This window comes from Azospirillum sp. HJ39 (assembly GCF_041507355.1).
GTDB lineage: Bacteria > Pseudomonadota > Alphaproteobacteria > Azospirillales > Azospirillaceae > Azospirillum > Azospirillum thiophilum.
In genome coordinates this window covers 361004-377779 of record NZ_CP167913.1, presented here as the reverse complement: position 1 = coordinate 377779, position 16776 = coordinate 361004, and the positions used below count along the sequence as shown (strand labels likewise).

Here is a 16776-nt window from a genome sequence, read left to right as displayed (position 1 = left end):
CCGGGATCGCGCTGCTGGGAGCAGCCCTATGCGGCTCCGCATTCCAGCCCGCAGCCCCGAACGACAGCCCCCCTGCCGGCCGTTCAGGATGGCGCTTCGTCGAGGTTGCGGAACAGCAGCCCGGCCTGCTGGGCGCGGCGCACGGCGTCGGTACGGTTCCGGGCGCCCAGCTTGCGCAGGATACGGCGGGTGTGCAGCTTCACCGTCACTTCCTGAAGGCTTAGATGCCGCCCGATCTCCTTGTTGGTCGCGCCGGTGGCGAGCATCGACAGAACCTGCTGCTCCCGTTCGGTCAAGGGGGCGGAAAGCGCCCCTTCCCCGTCCAGCGCCGGCCCCTCGCACTCCTCCGCCTCGTCGATGTCGAGCGACAGGTCGGTCATGTGCATCAGGTCGAGCGCCACGTCCTTCGGCACGAAGCTGCCGCCTTCGGCCACCAGCCTCAGCGCCTGGGCCAGGACGCGGCGTGGCGTGGTCTTGGGCAGGAAGGCCTCGGCGCCGCACCGCAATGCCTCCAGCGCGGTCAACGGCTCTTCCGCCCCCGTCACCACGGCGACCGGCCCATGGATACCGGCCTGGCGAAGCACGCTGACCGGATTGCTGCCCTCCGCTCCCGGCATGCGCCAATCCAGCACGATCAGGTCATAGCGGACGATTCCGGCCGGAGACCCATCGGCCTCCTCCCGCAAGGCAGGCAGCTCCATCAGCGAACCGATGCATCCAACCTCGGCGTCCGGCCACGCCTGGCGGACCGACAGCTCAAGCGCATCCCGAAACAAGGGATGGTCGTCTGCCACCAAGATTCTCATCCACCGCCTCCGCCGCCCTCGGCAACCGATCTTTCCATTATATCGACATTTCCCTATATGCCCGCCAAAATCTTAAGTTTTTGTGGCCGTGACATATTTCACGTCCGTCATACAATGGGCCAGCCCCACCGTCGGCCGGCCATATACCGGGCCGGTTCGTACCGCATGCGGGATAGTATCCCCGCTATCCCATTTCCCGGCCGGGCTATCCCAGGCACCGGGGGCGCGGACGACGGCGACCGGCTAAGCTGAATTCCATCGAAATCCATCTTGCACAGCCTGCCGCGTTGCGGCGGACGACGGAAGCGGCGACCATGGAATCCACTCTGTACGAGTTGCGGGCACGCCCCACCTCTCCGCAATCCGCATCCGCGGCGCCCGAGACATCCGCGACCTCCGCCGGCGCGGCGGGTCCGGCCGGCACCGTCCTGCTGGTCGACGACGATCCGGACTTCCGCGGCATGGTCGGCACCGCCTTCACCCGCGCCGGCTACATCGTGCTCGAGGCGGAGAACGGCAACGCCGCGCTGGCCATGCTCGCCGACCGGCGGGTCGACCTCGTGGTGACCGACATCATCATGCCGGAGGCCGACGGCTATGAGATCATCCTGCGGCTGAAGCAGCTGCCGTCACGCCCGCCATTGATCGCGGTGACCGGCGGCAGCCTGCGGTTGCGCATGGAACTGCCGGGGATGGCCCGCCTGCTCGGCGCCGAGGCGGCCTTCGAGAAGCCGCTCGACCTCTCGGCACTGCTGGCGGAGGCCGGACGGCTGATCGGGTCCGGCAGGACGGAGACTGCGACGTGAAGATCCTCATCGTCGACGACGACCGGACCAACCTGCTCATCATGTCCGCCATCGTCCGCCGCCTGGACGACGCCGATCCGGTCACCATGGAAAACCCGCTCGATGCCGCCGGCTGGCTGGACGACAACGAGCCCGACCTGATCCTGCTGGACCAGATGATGCCGGACATGGACGGCATCGACCTGCTGCGCCGCATACGCGACGACATGCGGCTCGACAATGTGCCCGTGGTGATGATCACCGCCAACACCGCCGTGGATATCCGCGTGCGGGCGCTCGACCAGGGCTGCAACGATTTCCTGACCAAGCCGATCATCGTGCCGGAGGTCCAGGCCCGGCTGCGCAACCTGCTGGCCCTGCGCCAGAGCCGCGCCCTGCTGCGCGACCGCGCCGCCCTGCTCGCCGCCGAGGTGGAGCGAGTGACCGCCGCCCTGCAACGCCAGGGGGAGGAACTGGTCAACCGCCTGTCGCGCGCCGCCGAGTACCGCGACCCGGAAACCGGCGCCCACATCGAGCGGATGGCGCTCTATTCGCGCCTCATCGCCGAGGCGTCGGGCTGCGGCAGCGCCTTTGCCCAGGAATTGCTGAAGGCGGCGCCGATGCACGACATCGGCAAGATCGGCATCGCCGACATGATCCTGCTCAAGCCGGCCCGGCTGACTCCGGAGGAGATGGCGCTGATGCGCCAGCACACCGTGATCGGCCACCGCATCCTGGCGGACAGCGACATCCCGCTGCTGCGGCTGGCGGCGGAAATCGCCCTGAGCCACCACGAGAAATATGACGGCAGCGGTTATCCCAACGGTTTGGCCGGGAAGGAGATCCCGCTGTCCGGCCGCATCGTCGCCATCGCCGACGTGTTCGACGCGCTGACCTCGCTCCGCCCCTACAAGCGACCCTGGACGACGGAAGAGGCGCGGACCTACATGATCGGCAACCGCGGCAGCCACTTCGACCCCGCCCTGCTCGACGCCTTCCTGTTCCGCTGGGACGAGGTCTGCGCCATCCACGAAAGCCATGCCGAGACGGTGACGGAACTCCACCGGGAACACGCGACGGGTGGTTTCAGTTGACGATCCGCCAGGTCCCGTCGGATTGCAGGCAGGCGGTGCCGTAGACCGGCTGGGACCGGCCGCCGACGACGGCGCTGCTCTGATATTCGCGGCATTGCTGACCATTGCGCGAATAATAGGCCGGCCCAGCCGGATCGACGGCCATCGGGGCCGGAGCCGGGGCGTACACCACCGGCGGCGGCGCATAGACGACCGGCGGCGGGGCGTAATACTGCACCACCGGCGGCGGCGCGTAGTATCGGTAGGGCGGCGCGTAGTAACGGTGGGGATGATAATAGCCATAGGCCGGGAAAATCGGCCCGACCCCGATTCCGACCGATACCGACGTGCGCGCCTGCGCCGGCCCCGCCACGACCGTGGCGGCGGACACGGCTGCAATCATCACAGCACCCAGGGCAACCGCCCTCCGCACCGACATCATCATGCATCTCCCGATCGGCACGCCCGGCGGCTGTCCGGCCGGCGCGCGCACGATGGCCATCATACACCGGACCCGCCGCACTTCACAGGGGCTGCGCGGCGGGGCTGCGTCGACGGAATGGATGCCGAACCTCGGGACCGCGCCCTCCGTTCGCCATGGCCCGGCTCCGGCGTCAGATGTCGAGCGGCAGGTTGTCGGGATCGAAGCCCAGCTGCTCGACGATGGCGCGGGCGAGCGGGATGCTGGTCTCGAAGCGCCATTCGGCCATGCCGGGGCGGTATTCCGACACGTTGGGCCGGCCATTGGCAAAGCGTCGCGGGTGCAGCTCGTACCAATAGATGTCGCTCAGCCCGACGCCCTGCTCCTGCGCATAGGCCTCGGCGATGCGGGGCCAGTCGTTCACGGCAGGCGGGGGCGTCCCGGCCGACTTGGCGATGTCGGTCTGCTCCAGGAAGGCGACGATGCGCTTTCCCTCACGTTCGAAATCGGCGACACGGATGGTGACGGCCGGCTTCCCCTCACGCTGATAGGTCCACTCGCGGTTCTTTTCGACCAAGGCCTTGTCCACGGCAAATGCTCCGGTTCACTCCTGCAAAGGCTAACCGACCGGCCCGCCTTGCGCCAACTGTTCCGTTGCCTCATCCGCAAGGGCGCGAGGCACATGGCTCCCGCGCCGTCCGGAAAGACGCGTCCGGCTACCAAAGCACGCCGTTTTTTCTTTGTATACGGGAATTGTAACGCCCGGCGGCGGCCGGGCGCCCTCCCCTTCCATCGCGTCGTCCGGTCCGGCGGAGCCGGCCTCAATAGCCCAGCGTCATGCCGTCCGGGTTGCGCGGGTCGGAATAGCCGTACAGCCCGTCGGGGCGCAGCTGGATGGTCTGGGTTCGGCCCATCGTCGGCTTGACCGCCACCTTGTGGCCCATCTGCTCCAGCAGGCGGATCGTGTCGGGGCTGAGGCCCTTCTCCACCCGCAGCTCGTCGGGGGTCCATTGGTGATGGACGCGCGGCAGCGCCGCGGCCTCCGCCGGGTTCATGTCGAAGTCGATGTGGTCGATCACCGTTTCCATGGTGGTGGTGATGATGCGGCTGCCGCCGGGGCTGCCGGTCACCAGCCAGGGCTTGCCATCCTTGAGCACGATGGTCGGCGACATCGAGCTGAGCGGCCGCTTGTAGGGCTGGATGGCGTTGGCGTCGCCGCCGATCAGGCCGAAGGCGTTGGGAACGCCCGGCTTGGCCGAGAAATCGTCCATCTCGTTGTTCAGCAGGATGCCGGTGCCCTCCGCGACGATGCCGCTGCCGAAATTGAGGTTGAGCGTGTAGGTGGTGCTGACCACGTTGCCCCGGCTGTCGGCGACCGAGTAATGCGTGGTCTGGTCGCTCTCGTGGGGCGCCGGCTTGCCGGGCTTGACGGTGCCGGCCGGGGTCGCCTTCTCGGGATCGATCTTCGCCGCCAGCTCGTCGGCGTATGTGCGCGAGGTCAGGCCCTTGACCGGCACCTTGGCGAAGTCCGGATCGCCCAGATATTCGGAGCGGTCGGCGTAGGCCAGCTTCATCGCCTCCGCCATCAGGTGGATCCCCCTGGCGCTGGCGGGGCCGTATTCCTTCAGCGGCCAGCGCTCCAGGATGTTCAGCATCTGGATGATGTGCGTCCCGCCGGAGCTGGGCGGCGGCATCGACTTCACCGTATAGCCGCGGTAGCTGCCGCTGACCGGCTCGCGCTCCACCACCTTGTAGGCCTTCAGATCCTCCCTGGTGATGGAGCCGCCATGCCGGGCCATCTCCGCCGCGATCTTCTCGGCGATGGCGCCTTCGTAGAAGGCCTTCGGACCCTGCTGCGCGATGGCTTCCAACGACGTGGCAAGGTCGGCGTTGACCAGCGTCTCGCCGGCGGTCAGCGGGCGGTCGCCCTTGAAGAAGATGGCGCGGGTCGCGTCCCACCTGGCGAGATGGTCGCGCTCGACCTCCAGCAGGCCGGCAAGCTGCGGGGTGACGGTATGCCCCTCGCGCGCCAGCCGGATCGCCGGGGCCATCACGTCGGCCAGCGTCATCGTGCCGTATTTTTCCAGCGCATGGGCAAGGCCGGCGACGGTGCCGGGGATGCCGACCGCCAGATGGGTGTAGAGCGAGCGGTCGGGCACCACCTTGCCCTGGCCGTCGAGATACATGTCGCGGAAGGCCTTGGCCGGGGCCATCTCGCGGAAGTCGATGGCGACGTCCTTCCCGGTCTTGGCGTCATGCACGATCATGAAGCCGCCGCCGCCGACATTGCCGGCGTTCGGCAGCACCACCGCCAGCGCGAAACCGACGGCGACCGCCGCGTCGACCGCGTTGCCGCCGCGCTTGAGGATGTCGACGCCGATCTCGGTCGCCAGCCGGTGTTCTGAGGCAACCATCCCGTTCTGCGAGCGGACGGGATAGAAGATGGTGTAGCCGATGTCGTAGCGGACCGATGCCGGTGCCGAGGTCGAGGCGGCGGGGGCCTGCTGGGCAAGGGCCGGTACCGGCAGTGCCATCGGCAGGCCGAGGCACAGCGCCACCACGGCGGCGACGGACGGACGGAACCGGAGAGCGGGGAACCGCATACGGTGAATCTCCTGAGCGGGACGGCAGGTCGGGGGCTCCGGCCCGAGCTGCGCAGGATGTCACACCCGCGCTTCCCGGTCTTCACCCCGTCGCTGGCCTGCCCAATAATTCACCATCGGGGTTAATGGTATCGCTCATCCAGATGAATGGAATGCGACAGCCGGTGAACGGCCGTTCAATAGGTCTCCGCCATCCGGGACCGGTCGATGCCATGGGACATGCGGGAGGAGCCGTCATGGCCGAGCGCGTCGCCGTCATGGCCGGACAGGCGGTCCTTGAGCGGGCAATGGCCGCTCATGCCGCGGGCGACCAGGGCGGCGCCGACCAGCCCCATGATGGCGCCGGGTACGCTGGCACCCTTGCGCAGGCCGCCGGCCGCGACGGCAAGGCCGAGGCCGGTCGATAGGATGCGTTCACCCATGCCGAGGTTGGCGTGGCCGTCGAACACGCTGTCATAGGCGTGGCGGATCGTGGATTGGGCGCTCATGGCGGCTCCGATGCTGGAATTGGACAGGATCACCCTGCAAACGCCGCAACGCCCCCGTCTGTTCCCCGCCCTCCGCCCCCGTCCTCCGCGCGACGCGCGGCCTGGACGACGTCAGCCGGCGACCGCCGCCATGCTGCGGATCGAGCGCGCCAGCCGGGACGGCTCCACCGGCTTGGACAGCACGGTCATCGCCACCTCCTGCGCCGCGGCGGCGGAGGTCAGATCCTCGGCATAGCCGGTGACCATCAGGATCGGGGTCGCATCGCTGCGGGCACGCAGGGCGCGGGCCATCTCCAGCCCGGTCATTCCCGGCATCATATGGTCGGTGACGATGACGTCCGGCCGGTACCCGCGGTCGAGCAAGTCGAGCGCCGCTCCGGCATCGGCAGCCTCGCGCACCGAAAAGCCGGCTTGTTCCAGAAACTCGGCGGTGGCGATGCGCACCAGTTCCTCGTCGTCGACCAGCAGGACGGTGCAGCCGTCGATGCCGGCGCCCGCCGCGGAGATGCCGGCGGCCACCCCTGCGGTGCCTCCCGCGCCACCCTTTGCCTGCCCCCCCTCCTCCGGGGCCGTCGATGACGATGCCGGCGCCTGGCCCGGAACCGGCTCCGCAAGCCGGGCGCGCGGCAGGTAGAGGCTCACCGTCGTGCCCTCCCCCGGCCGGCTGGTCAGTTCGATGCCGCCGCCGGACTGGGTGGCCAGCCCATGCACCATGCTGAGGCCGAGACCGGTTCCGCGCCCGACCTCCTTGGTGGTGAAGAAGGGCTCGAAGGCGCGGGCGGCGACCTCGTCCGGCATGCCGGTGCCGGTATCGCGCACCCGCAACACGACATAGTCGCCGGCCGTCAGGCTCGGTGCCGTCACGTCCACTGCCGTCGGGGCAGGGGCCGTCAGGTCATGCCCCGCATCGGTTCCGACCGTCCGGTTGCCGGCCATGATCCGCAACGTCCCGCCGCCGGGCATGGCATCGCGGGCGTTCAGCGCCAGATTCAGCAGCGCCATCTCCAACTGGGTCGGGTCGATCATCGCCGCCCACAGCCCGGGGGCCGTCTCGACCTCGATCCGCACGGACTGGCCGAGCGTGCGGCCGAGCAGTTGCCCGACCTGCTCCACCAGACCGGCCACGTCGACCGGAACCGGCCGCAACTGCTGCCGGCGCGAGAAGGCCAGCAGGTGCTGCGTCAGGGTGGCGCCCCGTTCAACCGCCTGCAAGGCCAGCCGGGCGGGGCCGGCGATCCGCTCGTCCTTGCTGCGGCTCTCGATGACGTGCAGGTTGATGCCGATGGCCTGCAGCAGATTGTTGAAGTCGTGGGCGACGCCGCCGGTCAATTGGCCGATCGCCTCCATCTTCTGGCTCTGGCGCAACGCATGTTCGGCCTGCTCGCGCGCCTCCACCGCAAGGCGGGCGGAGTCCATCGCCTGGGTCGCCACCTCGTAGGCGCGGAATTGCCGCGCCAGCGCCCATATGGCGAGCAGCAGCGCCGCGATCCCGATGGTGCCGACGCCACCGATCGACCATGCCTGGATCCGCCAGTCCGCCAGAACCGCGTCCTGCGTCCGGGTGACGTTGACGATCAGCGGATAATCGGACAACGCCCGCGTGGAAACCAGGCGCGCCTCCTTGTCCAGCCCGCCCTGTGCCAGGAAAACCCCGGATCCCGCCTTCGACAACACCTCCAGGAAGCGGCGCGGCCCCACCGCACTGCCGATACCGATGCCGGGCAGCGTCGGGTAACGGGCCAGCAGGATGCCGTCGCGCCGCCACAGGCTGATGCTGCCGTTGCCGTCGGGCTGCAGCGCCTTGTACAGCCCCTCGAAATAGCCCAGCTCGATGGCGCCCAGCACCAGCCCGACGAAGCTGCCGTCCGGGCCGCTGATGCGGCGTGCCAGATAGATGGTCCAGGTGCCGCTGCCGCGGTTGCGCACCGGCTCGCTGATGAAGGGCTCGGCGGTGTCGTGGTCGCGCAGATAGGCGAAATAATCGCGGTCGGACACGTTGACCGACGGGATGGGGTAATAGCGTGAGAAATTGATCAGCTGCCCGTCGGCGGCGATCATCGTCACCGCATCGAGCTGCGGCAGACCCGAGGTTCTCGCCTGCAGCATCCGGTGGGTGTCGCGGCCCCCCATCCGGCGGACATAGTCGGCGGAGGTGGCGATCCCGTCGGACTTCACCTGTTCGACGATCGTGGTCAGGACCAGATCGACGCCCTGCATCGCACGCGCCGTCTGCTCGGCAAGCGACAGGTTCAGGATGGACAGCTCGCGCTCCGCCCCCTCCAGTTCCTTGCCGCGCATGCTGTCGATGTAATGGACGGTCGCCGTCAGCAGCAGGGTGACGAGCAGCCCGCCGATGAACAGCAGGACACGCAAGGGCCGGCTGGCCCGCAGATGCGCCAGCCAATGCCCGATCGGCGGGGTCGGCGGCCCGCCGTCCGGTCGTACGCTCCTGTCGGAAGAGTTCAAGGTCGACCCTGGCTGTGGTGGCTGTTCCGCTGCGTCGCGATGATCCGGAGGCCATGCCGCTGCGTCAAGACGGCCAAGGTCAATAGGCCTTTGACGCCGGGAGCCGTTCCATCGGCGCCGCTCAGGCCCGCGCCCGCGCCGCGGCCGGCAGCTTCAGCACCGACAGGGCCAGACCGGCGAAGACCAGCAGCCCGCCCGCCAGCTTGGCCGTGGTGAAGGTCTCCCCCAGCAGCAGCGCGCTGGAGCTCATGCCGAAGATCGGAACCAGCAGCGAGAAGGGGGCGACCAGGCTGGCCGGGTAATGCCGCATCAGGAAGCCCCAGGCACCGAAACCGAACAGGGTAGCCGCCACCGCGATGTAGACCAGCGAGGTCACCCCGACGACCGTCAGCGTGGTGAAGGCATGGAGGATGCGGTCCGGTCCCTCCAGGGCAAGCGACATCGCCAGCACCGGCAGCGGCGGGACCAGGCTGACCCAGACCATCAGGCTGAACAGGTCGGGAGCCTTGGCCCGCTTCATCACGATGTTCGACACGCCCCAGGCCGCCGCCGCCGCCAGGGTGAGGCCGAGGCCGAGCAGCGAGTCGCCCGCCGGCATCTCCATCGCGATCAACCCGACGCCGGCGAAGGCGACGATCATGCCGCCGATCTGCCGCGGCCCCGGCCGGTCGCCCAGCATGAAGGCGGCGAAGATGGCGGTGAAGAAGGCTTGGGACTGCAGGACCAGCGAGGCCAGCCCGGCCGGCATGCCGGCATCGATGCCGAAATAGAGCAGCGGGAACTTCACCACCCCGAGCATCGCCCCGATGCCGATCACGAAGCGCCAGGGCACCGGCGGTCCCTTGCGCCAGCCCAGCACCAGCACCGGCAGCGCCGCCAGCGCGAACCGCAGGCAGGAGAACAGCAGGGGCGGAAAATCGCGCAATCCGACCTTGATCGCGACGAAGTTGAATCCCCAGACGGCAGCGACCGCCACGGCGAGCAGGATGTGGGAAGCGCGCATGGTGGGGAGGCTAAACGGCCATCGCCGGACCGGTCAATCCGCCCCGGCCGCCCGGTCCCCGCGGCAGCCGCAGGGCTGGCCTGCGCGCCGGGGTTGCGGTCACGGATCGGCGTGCAGGATGCGGCATTCGTCCGACGCGTTGATCGCCCAGGAGGATCCTGCCAGCAGCATCGTGCCGATGTCCCCCAGGCCGCTGCTGCGGAAGCTGACGCGGCGGCCGCGGGCGAGCGGTTCGAGCTCGTCCAGATAGCTCTTGGTCGGCAAGGCGACATAGAGGCTGCCGTCCGGCAGGCCGCGGGCGCCCAAGGTCAGGCGCGAGCCCTGGTCGAGGCTGGCCGTCAGGTCGTAGCGCTCGCCGGGCTTCACCGTCGCCCCGCTGTCCGACGGGGTGAAGCCGGACAGGATGAAGCCCGATTCGACGGACGCGGTGCGGAAGGCCAGGCGCGGCGCCGCGTTCTGGCCGACCGGAATGCCGCGTTCGGCGACGCAGAAGGCCTTGCCGCCGGGTGGGGTGTGGATGGTGACGGTCCAGCCCTTGCCGGCACTGAAGGGCTTGGCCGGCCCATCCTCCAGCCCGGCGGCGGAGGGGGGCTTGACTGGTGGCGGCGGCACGGTTTCGCAGGCGGAAAGCGCCAGCGCGAGGCCGGCAAGCAGGGCCAAAGGCGTCGCCGCCCGGACGGCGCGGCGGTCCCGAAGGACCGGCAGCGGTCGGGCGACGGGTGCAAGGTGCAGCCGATCCATCGCGGCGTCCTCCCCATCCCAAGTTCCGTTACGGGGTCTTGTTGCGGCGACCTGCATACCACGTTCGCATGCATCCGCGCGACGGTCGCGGGAGCCGCACCGGCTGTGCTAGAACCGTGGGCCATTCCGCAGCAAGCCGCCGGTCGCCATGCCCCACGCCGACTTCATCCATCTGCGCGTCCATTCCGCCTATTCGCTGTCGGAAGGTGCGATCAAGGTGAAGGAGCTGGTCAAGCTCTGCCTCAAGCAGCAGATGCCGGCCGTCGCCGTCACCGACACCGGCAACCTGTTCGGCGCGCTGGAATTCGCGCTGGCGGCGTCGGATGCCGGCGTGCAGCCGATCGTCGGCACCGTGCTCGGCATCACCCGTGCCGGTCCGGCCCAGACGAAGCCCGGCCTGCCGGGCAAGGCGGCGGCCACCCCCGACCAGCTCGTCCTGCTCTGCCAGAACGAGGAGGGCTACCGCAACCTGATGGCCCTGGTGTCCAAGGCCTTCCTGGAATCGGACCCGCTGGCCGGCCCGCAGGTGGCGCTGGATGCGCTGGAGGGACGGTCCGGCGGGCTGATCGCGCTGACAGGCGGCCCCGGCGGCTCGGTCGGCCGGCTGCTGCACGAGGGCCAGAAGGATTTGGCGCTTGAGGTGCTGGAGCGGCTGAAACGGCTGTTCCCCGGCCGGCTCTATGTCGAGCTGCAGCGGCACGAGGGCGGGCGCGGCCATTTCGCCACCGTCGAGAACGCCATCGAGCCGGCGCTGATCGACCTCGCCTATGCCCACGGCCTGCCGCTGGTCGCAACCAACGACTGCCATTTCGCCACCGCCGACATGTACGAGGCGCACGACGCGCTGCTCTGCATCGCCGAGGGCGCCTATCTGAGCCAGGAGGAACGCCGCCGCCTGACCCCCGACCACCGTTTCAAGTCGGCCGAGGAGATGCGGCAGCTGTTCGCCGACCTGCCGGAGGCGGTGGACAACACGGTGGCCATCGCCCGGCGCTGCTCCTTCCTGCTGAAGCCGATCAAGCCGATCCTGCCGCCGTTTGCCTGCGAAGGCGGCCGGACCGAGGACGACGAGCTGCGCGCCCAGTCGCGCGCCGGCCTGGAGATGCGGCTGGAAAAGGCCGTCTACACCCCCGACATGACGCCGGACCAGCGCGAGGCGACGCGCAAGACCTATTTCGAGCGGCTGGAGTTCGAGCTGGACGTCATCGTCTCGATGAAGTTCCCCGGCTATTTCCTGATCGTGTCGGACTTCATCAAATGGGCGAAGAACAACGACATCCCGGTCGGCCCTGGCCGCGGGTCGGGCGCCGGTTCCGTCGTCGCCTGGGCGCTGACCATCACCGACCTCGACCCGCTGCGCTTCGGCCTGCTGTTCGAGCGCTTCCTGAACCCCGAACGCGTGTCGATGCCCGACTTCGACATCGATTTCTGCCAGGACCGCCGCGAAGAGGTCATCCGCTACGTCCAGAACAAGTACGGCTACGACCGCGTCGCCCAGATCATCACCTTCGGTAAGCTCCAGGCGCGCGCCGTGCTGCGCGACGTCGGCCGCGTGCTGCAGATGCCCTACGGGCAGGTCGACAAGATCTGCAAGATGGTGCCGAACAACCCGGCCAACCCGGTGACGCTGCAACAGGCGCTGGACAGCGAGGAGATGCTGCGCCAGGCCCGCGACGGCGACGACACCGTGCGCCACCTGATCGACATCGCGCTGAAGCTGGAGGGGCTCTACCGCCACGCCTCGACCCACGCGGCGGGCGTGGTGATCTCCGACCGGCCGCTGCACGATCTGGTGCCGCTCTACCGCGACCCGCGCTCCGACATGCCGGTCACCCAGTTCAACATGAAATATGTCGAACAGGCCGGCCTGGTGAAGTTCGACTTCCTGGGATTGAAGACGCTGACCGTGCTGAAGACGGCGGTGGACCTGATCGACGGGAAGCCCGACCTGACCACCGTCCCGCTCGACGACGAGAAGAGCTACCAGCTGCTCAGCCGGGCGGAGGCGACCGGCGTGTTCCAGCTGGAAAGCTCCGGCATGCGCGACGTGCTGCGCCGGCTGAAGCCGAACCGGCTGGAGGACATCATCGCGCTGGTGTCGCTCTACCGCCCCGGCCCGATGGACAACATCCCGAAATACATCCGGGTCAAGAACGGCGAGGAAAAAGCCGACTACATGCATGACAGCCTGGAAGGCATCCTGAAGGAAACCTTCGGGATCATGATCTACCAGGAACAGGTCATGCAGATCGCCCAGGTGCTGTCCGGCTATTCGCTGGGCGGTGCCGATCTTCTGCGCCGCGCCATGGGCAAGAAGATCAAGGAGGAGATGGACAACCAGCGCAAGATCTTCTGCGACGGCGCCGAGGCGCGCGGCGTCAAGGCCGATCTGGCCAGCCTGATCTTCGACCAGGTGATGAAGTTCGCCGGCTACGGCTTCAACAAGTCCCACGCCGCCGCCTATGCGCTGGTCGCCTACCACACGGCCTACCTCAAGGCGAACCATCCGGTGGAGTTCATGGCGGCGTCGATGACGCTCGACCTCGGCAACACCGACAAGCTGAACGTCTTCCGGCAGGAGCTGGCGCGGCTGCGCGTGCGGCTGCTGACGCCGGACATCAACCGCTCCGATTCCATCTTCGGGGTGGAGCAGCTGGCCGACGGGACCAAGGCGGTGCGCTACGCGCTGGCCGCGGTCAAGGGCGTCGGCCTGCCCGCCATGAAGGCGGTGGTGGAGGAGCGGCGGAAGAACGGCCCGTTCAAGAGCCTGTTCGACTTCGCCCGCCGGCTGGACCTGAAGACCATCAACAAGCGCCAGCTCGAGAATCTCGCCTGCGCCGGCGCCTTCGACGGGCTGAACCCCAACCGCGCCCAGGTCCATGCCGCGCTGGAGACCATCATCCGCTACGCCCAGGCCGAGGCGGCGGAGCGCGACAGCGGCATCGGCAACCTCTTTGGCGGCGGTGGCGGCGGCCTGCCGGAACCCGACATGCCCAAGGTCAAGGACTGGGAGCCGCTGGAGAAGCTGAAGCACGAGTTCGGCTCGATCGGCTTCTACCTGTCGGCCCACCCGCTGGACGCCTATTCCGGCCCGCTGGGGCGGATGAAGGTGGTGCGCTCCGCCGAATTGCAGACCGCCATCGCGAAGGGCGGTTCCACCCGCTACAAGATGGCCGGCATCATCGTGTCGAAGAAGGAGAAGACCGCCAAGTCCGGCAACCGCTTCGCCTTCGTCGAGCTGTCGGACGCCACCGGCGGCTACGAGGTGACGCTGTTCTCGGAGGTGCTGGCCGTCAACCGCGACCTGCTGGAGCCCGGCCGGCCGGTGCTGATGACGGTCGACGCCCAGTTGAACGGCGAGGAGGTCCGCCTGACCTGCCAGGAGATCAAGCCGCTGGAGGAGGCCGTCGCCTCGGTCAGCGCCGGTCTGCGCGTGGTGCTGCGCGACCCCTCTCCCATCGACACGCTGCGCGCCACCCTGGAGCGGCTGTCGCGCGGCAGGAGCCGCATCAACGTCCTGGTCGAGATCGACCCGCTGAAGGAGGTCGAGATCGAGCTGCCCGGCAGCTACACCATCACCGCGCAGAGCCGCTCCGCCCTGAAGGCTGTCCCCGGCGTGATCGAGGTGGCGGAACTGTGAACGGGGCGGCGCCCGCCTTCGGCCGCTTCATCGCCATCGACTGGTCGGGTGCCCGCGGCAGGCGGTACGCCGGCATCGCGGTGGCGGAGTGCGCGGCGGGCGATGCGGCACCGAAGCCGCTCGATGGGCCCGGCGGCTGGTGGTCGCGGACGGCTGTTTACGACTGGCTGCGGACGGAACTGGCGCGGGAGCCGGCGCTGGTCGGCATCGACTGCGCCTTCTCCCTGCCCTTCGCCGTGGCGGCGCGCGGCTTGCCCGGCTCCGCGGCGACCGTCTTCGACCTGTGGGACGCGGTGGAGGAGGTCTGCGCCGGCGAACCGGATTTCGGCGGCGGCCCCTTCGCCGTCCACGCCCTGCACGGAGCCGGGTTCTGGCACCGCGGACCGCAGCCGGATTGGTACGACGACCCGCACCGGGCGACCGAATGGGCCTGCCGTGCCGACGGGCTGGGCCATCCGCAAAGCCCCTACAAGCTGATCGGCTCCAAACAGGTCGGCAAGGGCGCGCTCGCCGGAATGCGGGTGTTGCGCGCCCTGCGCGCAGCTCTGCCCGGACGGCTTGCGGTCTGGCCCTTCGATCGGCCGGCGCCGGGCATCGGCGCGATGGTGGAGATCTATCCCCGCCTGTTCCTGAAGCAGACCGGTTTCGGGCAGCGCAAGATCCGCGACGGCGCAGAGCTGGACGTGGCGCTGGCCGGATTGGGATCGCAACCGCTGGGATTGGCCGGCACGGTCAGCGACCATGACAGCGATGCGCTGGTGTCGGCCGCCGGCCTGCGCTGGCTCGCCGCCAAGCCGCAGGCATGGGCTCCGCCGGGGCTGGACGATACGGCGCGGCGTCGGGAAGGATGGATTTTCGGAGTGGGGACGAGCGGATCATGAGCGACACCGGTTCCGCCCCCCTGGGGCCCCTCCTGGACAAGCACCGCCGCCCGGCGATCGACGTCGCCCGCGGGCTGGCGCTGGTCGCGATGGCCGCCTATCACGCCAGTTGGGACGCCACCTATTTCGGACTGGCCGGCTTCGACCTGCTGGGCGACCCGCTGTGGCTGGCCGCGCGTACGGCGATCCTGTCGAGCTTCCTGCTGCTGGCCGGGATCGGGCTGGTGCTGGCGACACGGGGCGGGCTCGACCGCGGACGCTTCCTGCGCCGGCTGGGCCGGGTGGCGGCGGGAGCCGCGGCGGTCTCGGCGGCGTCCCATGTCCTGTTCCCCGACAGCCCGATCTTCTTCGGCGTGCTGCATCACATCGCGGTGGCGAGCGTGATCGGCCTCGCCTTCATCCCCCTGCCGGCCCCGCTGACGCTGACGGCGGCGGCGGCGGCGGTGTTGGCCGGAACGACGCTGTCCTTCCCGCCGTTCGACGACCCGTGGCTGCGCTGGATCGGGCTGACCACGGTCGCGCCGGACTCCAACGATTTCGTGCCGCTGCTGCCCTGGATCGGCGGCGTGCTGGCTGGAATCGGACTCGCCCGGCTATGGCCGGGGATGGGCGACGGCGTGGCGGTGACCGGCCGCGCCGGGCGGGCGCTGGCCTGGAGCGGCCGGCACAGCCTGGCCTTCTATCTGCTGCATCAGCCGCTGCTGTTCGGCCTGGCCTGGACCGCTGCGCAGGTCATCCCGGTGGAACTGCCCGCGGTGCGCGATTTTCAGGCGGCCTGCGTGGCGAGTTGCGAACGGGCAGGCGTAGCGTCGGCGACCTGCGCGGCCAACTGCCGCTGCGTGCAGTCCGAACTGGCGCGAAACGGGCTGTGGGAGGGGTTCGTCGCCAACCGGCTGAGCGAACGCGAGCGTCGTGGTCTTGAGGACGCGGCGGCAGCCTGCCGCAAGCCCTGACGGGCCTTGTCAGAACAGGCGGAGTCAGACCGACTGCCGCTTCTCCAGCAACCCGCGCAACAGGCTGGTCAGGGTTTCGGCCAGACGATACTGGTCGTCGGCCGGCAGGTCGGCGATGACGCCGGCGAAATCGTTCAGCGGGTCGTGGCGCAACAGCTCGAGCGCCTTGGGGGTCGGGTGCAGCTGGGTGACGCGGCGGTCCTCCGGAACCGGCACGCGGACCAGCAACTCCTTGCCGACCAGCACCTCGACCATCTGCGAGGCGGCGCCGCGGGTGGTGGCGTGGAAGTCGGCGAAGGCCGAGACCGTGCGCTGGCTGTTGTTGGCGCCGGCGAAGAAGCGGAGCGCCGTCCATTGCGACGGCTTCAGGCCGTGGGTATAGCCCAGGCTGTCGGCGATGTGGGTGATCTGAAGCATCACGTCGGCAATGGCCTGCGGCGATGCGCCGCCCATATGGTCGCTGTCGGCATGTTCGGAGTCGACGATGTCCATTCCAGCTCCAATGGACCCGGCTCCAATGGGACCAGTTCCAATGGTCGATCCGATCGAAGCGCGATCCGACGCGCTGTTGTTCCGCACCGAAAGCCGGCCCGCAGCAACGCCGCGCAATTTTGCGAAGTCCATTTTGTTCCACTCTATAAGGTATAGTGGCTATACGATGGGCGTACAAAAAAGCAGGCGGCTATCGCTAGCAAGGCGGCAGCCACATCGCTCATAAGGTCATTGGACACTGTACCGCGACCGAACTGAAAACGGAACCGCGAACACTTCATCCTTTTGTTGCAAATTGTCGCATCGCCGTCATGGACGAATCGGCTCCGGCGCACCGGGATCCCATGCCAAGCATAAGCGAAATCGGCATGTCCGCCATGCCGATTCGAGTCTTTTCCATGTTTCACTGGCGCAACCCGCGATT

14 protein-coding genes are annotated in these 16776 nt (G+C 68.7%); 5 read left to right on the top strand and 9 right to left on the bottom strand.

The window, feature by feature from the left end:
* Nucleotides 1-83 precede the first annotated feature (83 nt).
* Complete coding sequence (locus ABMY26_RS33125) at nt 84-806, bottom strand: LuxR C-terminal-related transcriptional regulator (RefSeq protein WP_372400445.1); 723 nt, start codon at nt 804-806, stop codon at nt 84-86.
* A gap of 314 nt (nt 807-1120) precedes the next feature.
* On the opposite strand from ABMY26_RS33125, the gene ABMY26_RS33120 reads away from it, so the two are divergent.
* Together ABMY26_RS33120 and ABMY26_RS33115 are read left to right on the top strand one after the other, a co-directional pair.
* Nucleotides 1121-1612, top strand: coding sequence for a response regulator (locus tag ABMY26_RS33120; RefSeq protein WP_372400444.1), 492 nt, complete (start codon nt 1121-1123; stop codon nt 1610-1612).
* Nucleotides 1609-2685 carry an HD domain-containing phosphohydrolase gene (locus ABMY26_RS33115; protein WP_372400443.1) on the top strand — a complete coding sequence of 359 codons (1077 nt, stop codon included), beginning with the start codon at nt 1609-1611 and terminating at the stop codon, nt 2683-2685. The genes ABMY26_RS33120 and ABMY26_RS33115 overlap by 4 nt, the downstream gene beginning before the upstream one ends.
* Here the strand turns inward: ABMY26_RS33115 and ABMY26_RS33110 are convergent.
* From ABMY26_RS33110 to ABMY26_RS33080, 7 genes are all read right to left on the bottom strand, one after another.
* On the bottom strand, nt 2678-3055 hold the full coding sequence (locus tag ABMY26_RS33110; protein ID WP_372400442.1) for a hypothetical protein: 378 nt from the start codon (nt 3053-3055) through the stop codon (nt 2678-2680). The two genes, ABMY26_RS33115 and ABMY26_RS33110, sit on opposite strands and share 8 nt — an antisense overlap.
* Before the next feature lie 223 nt (nt 3056-3278).
* The gene (locus ABMY26_RS33105) at nt 3279-3674 is read right to left on the bottom strand and encodes a hypothetical protein (RefSeq protein ID WP_372400440.1); all 396 of its coding nucleotides are present in this window, start codon (nt 3672-3674) and stop codon (nt 3279-3281) included.
* Nucleotides 3675-3906: 232 nt separating this feature from the next.
* Nucleotides 3907-5688, bottom strand: a complete 1782-nt coding sequence (gene ggt, locus ABMY26_RS33100; RefSeq protein ID WP_372400439.1) for a gamma-glutamyltransferase — start codon at nt 5686-5688, stop codon at nt 3907-3909.
* A gap of 176 nt (nt 5689-5864) precedes the next feature.
* Nucleotides 5865-6176 (bottom strand): DUF2892 domain-containing protein, encoded by a 312-nt coding sequence (locus ABMY26_RS33095; RefSeq protein WP_372400438.1) that lies wholly within the window; start codon nt 6174-6176, stop codon nt 5865-5867.
* 111 nt (nt 6177-6287) lie between these two features.
* Entirely contained in the window at nt 6288-8642 is a 2355-nt protein-coding gene (locus tag ABMY26_RS33090; RefSeq protein ID WP_372400437.1) for a response regulator, read from the bottom strand.
* Nucleotides 8643-8763: 121 nt separating this feature from the next.
* Complete coding sequence (locus tag ABMY26_RS33085; protein WP_372400436.1) at nt 8764-9645, bottom strand: EamA family transporter; 882 nt, start codon at nt 9643-9645, stop codon at nt 8764-8766.
* A gap of 99 nt (nt 9646-9744) precedes the next feature.
* Nucleotides 9745-10386: a hypothetical protein gene (locus ABMY26_RS33080; protein ID WP_372400435.1), complete on the bottom strand. Its 642-nt coding sequence runs from the start codon at nt 10384-10386 to the stop codon at nt 9745-9747.
* Nucleotides 10387-10534: 148 nt separating this feature from the next.
* Between ABMY26_RS33080 and dnaE the strand changes: the two genes are divergently transcribed.
* The 3 genes from dnaE to ABMY26_RS33065 are packed head-to-tail and all read left to right on the top strand — an operon-like array spanning nt 10535 to nt 15860.
* On the top strand, nt 10535-14026 hold the full coding sequence (gene dnaE / locus ABMY26_RS33075; RefSeq protein WP_372400434.1) for a DNA polymerase III subunit alpha: 3492 nt from the start codon (nt 10535-10537) through the stop codon (nt 14024-14026).
* Nucleotides 14023-14907, top strand: coding sequence for a hypothetical protein (locus ABMY26_RS33070; protein WP_372400433.1), 885 nt, complete (start codon nt 14023-14025; stop codon nt 14905-14907). Before dnaE ends, ABMY26_RS33070 begins: the two co-directional genes overlap by 4 nt.
* On the top strand, nt 14904-15860 hold the full coding sequence (locus tag ABMY26_RS33065) for a DUF1624 domain-containing protein (RefSeq protein WP_372400432.1): 957 nt from the start codon (nt 14904-14906) through the stop codon (nt 15858-15860). Before ABMY26_RS33070 ends, ABMY26_RS33065 begins: the two co-directional genes overlap by 4 nt.
* A gap of 24 nt (nt 15861-15884) precedes the next feature.
* Here ABMY26_RS33065 and ABMY26_RS33060 read toward each other — a convergent pair whose 3' ends face one another.
* Nucleotides 15885-16352, bottom strand: coding sequence for a MarR family winged helix-turn-helix transcriptional regulator (locus ABMY26_RS33060; RefSeq protein WP_372400431.1), 468 nt, complete (start codon nt 16350-16352; stop codon nt 15885-15887).
* Between the last annotated feature and the right edge of the window lie 424 nt (nt 16353-16776).

Bases quoted from the DNA above. Each gene is read 5' to 3' on its own strand.
- dnaE (WP_372400434.1), top strand. From the start codon at position 10,535: ATGCCCCACGCCGACTTCATCCATCTGCGCGTCCATTCCGCCTATTCG.
- ABMY26_RS33095 (WP_372400438.1), bottom strand. From the start codon at position 6,176: ATGAGCGCCCAATCCACGATCCGCCACGCCTATGACAGCGTGTTCGAC.
- ABMY26_RS33120 (WP_372400444.1), top strand. From the start codon at position 1,121: ATGGAATCCACTCTGTACGAGTTGCGGGCACGCCCCACCTCTCCGCAA.
- ABMY26_RS33080 (WP_372400435.1), bottom strand. From the start codon at position 10,386: ATGGATCGGCTGCACCTTGCACCCGTCGCCCGACCGCTGCCGGTCCTT.
- ggt (WP_372400439.1), bottom strand. From the start codon at position 5,688: ATGCGGTTCCCCGCTCTCCGGTTCCGTCCGTCCGTCGCCGCCGTGGTG.
- ABMY26_RS33125 (WP_372400445.1), bottom strand. From the start codon at position 806: ATGAGAATCTTGGTGGCAGACGACCATCCCTTGTTTCGGGATGCGCTT.
- ABMY26_RS33065 (WP_372400432.1), top strand. From the start codon at position 14,904: ATGAGCGACACCGGTTCCGCCCCCCTGGGGCCCCTCCTGGACAAGCAC.
- ABMY26_RS33085 (WP_372400436.1), bottom strand. From the start codon at position 9,645: ATGCGCGCTTCCCACATCCTGCTCGCCGTGGCGGTCGCTGCCGTCTGG.
- ABMY26_RS33060 (WP_372400431.1), bottom strand. From the start codon at position 16,352: ATGGACATCGTCGACTCCGAACATGCCGACAGCGACCATATGGGCGGC.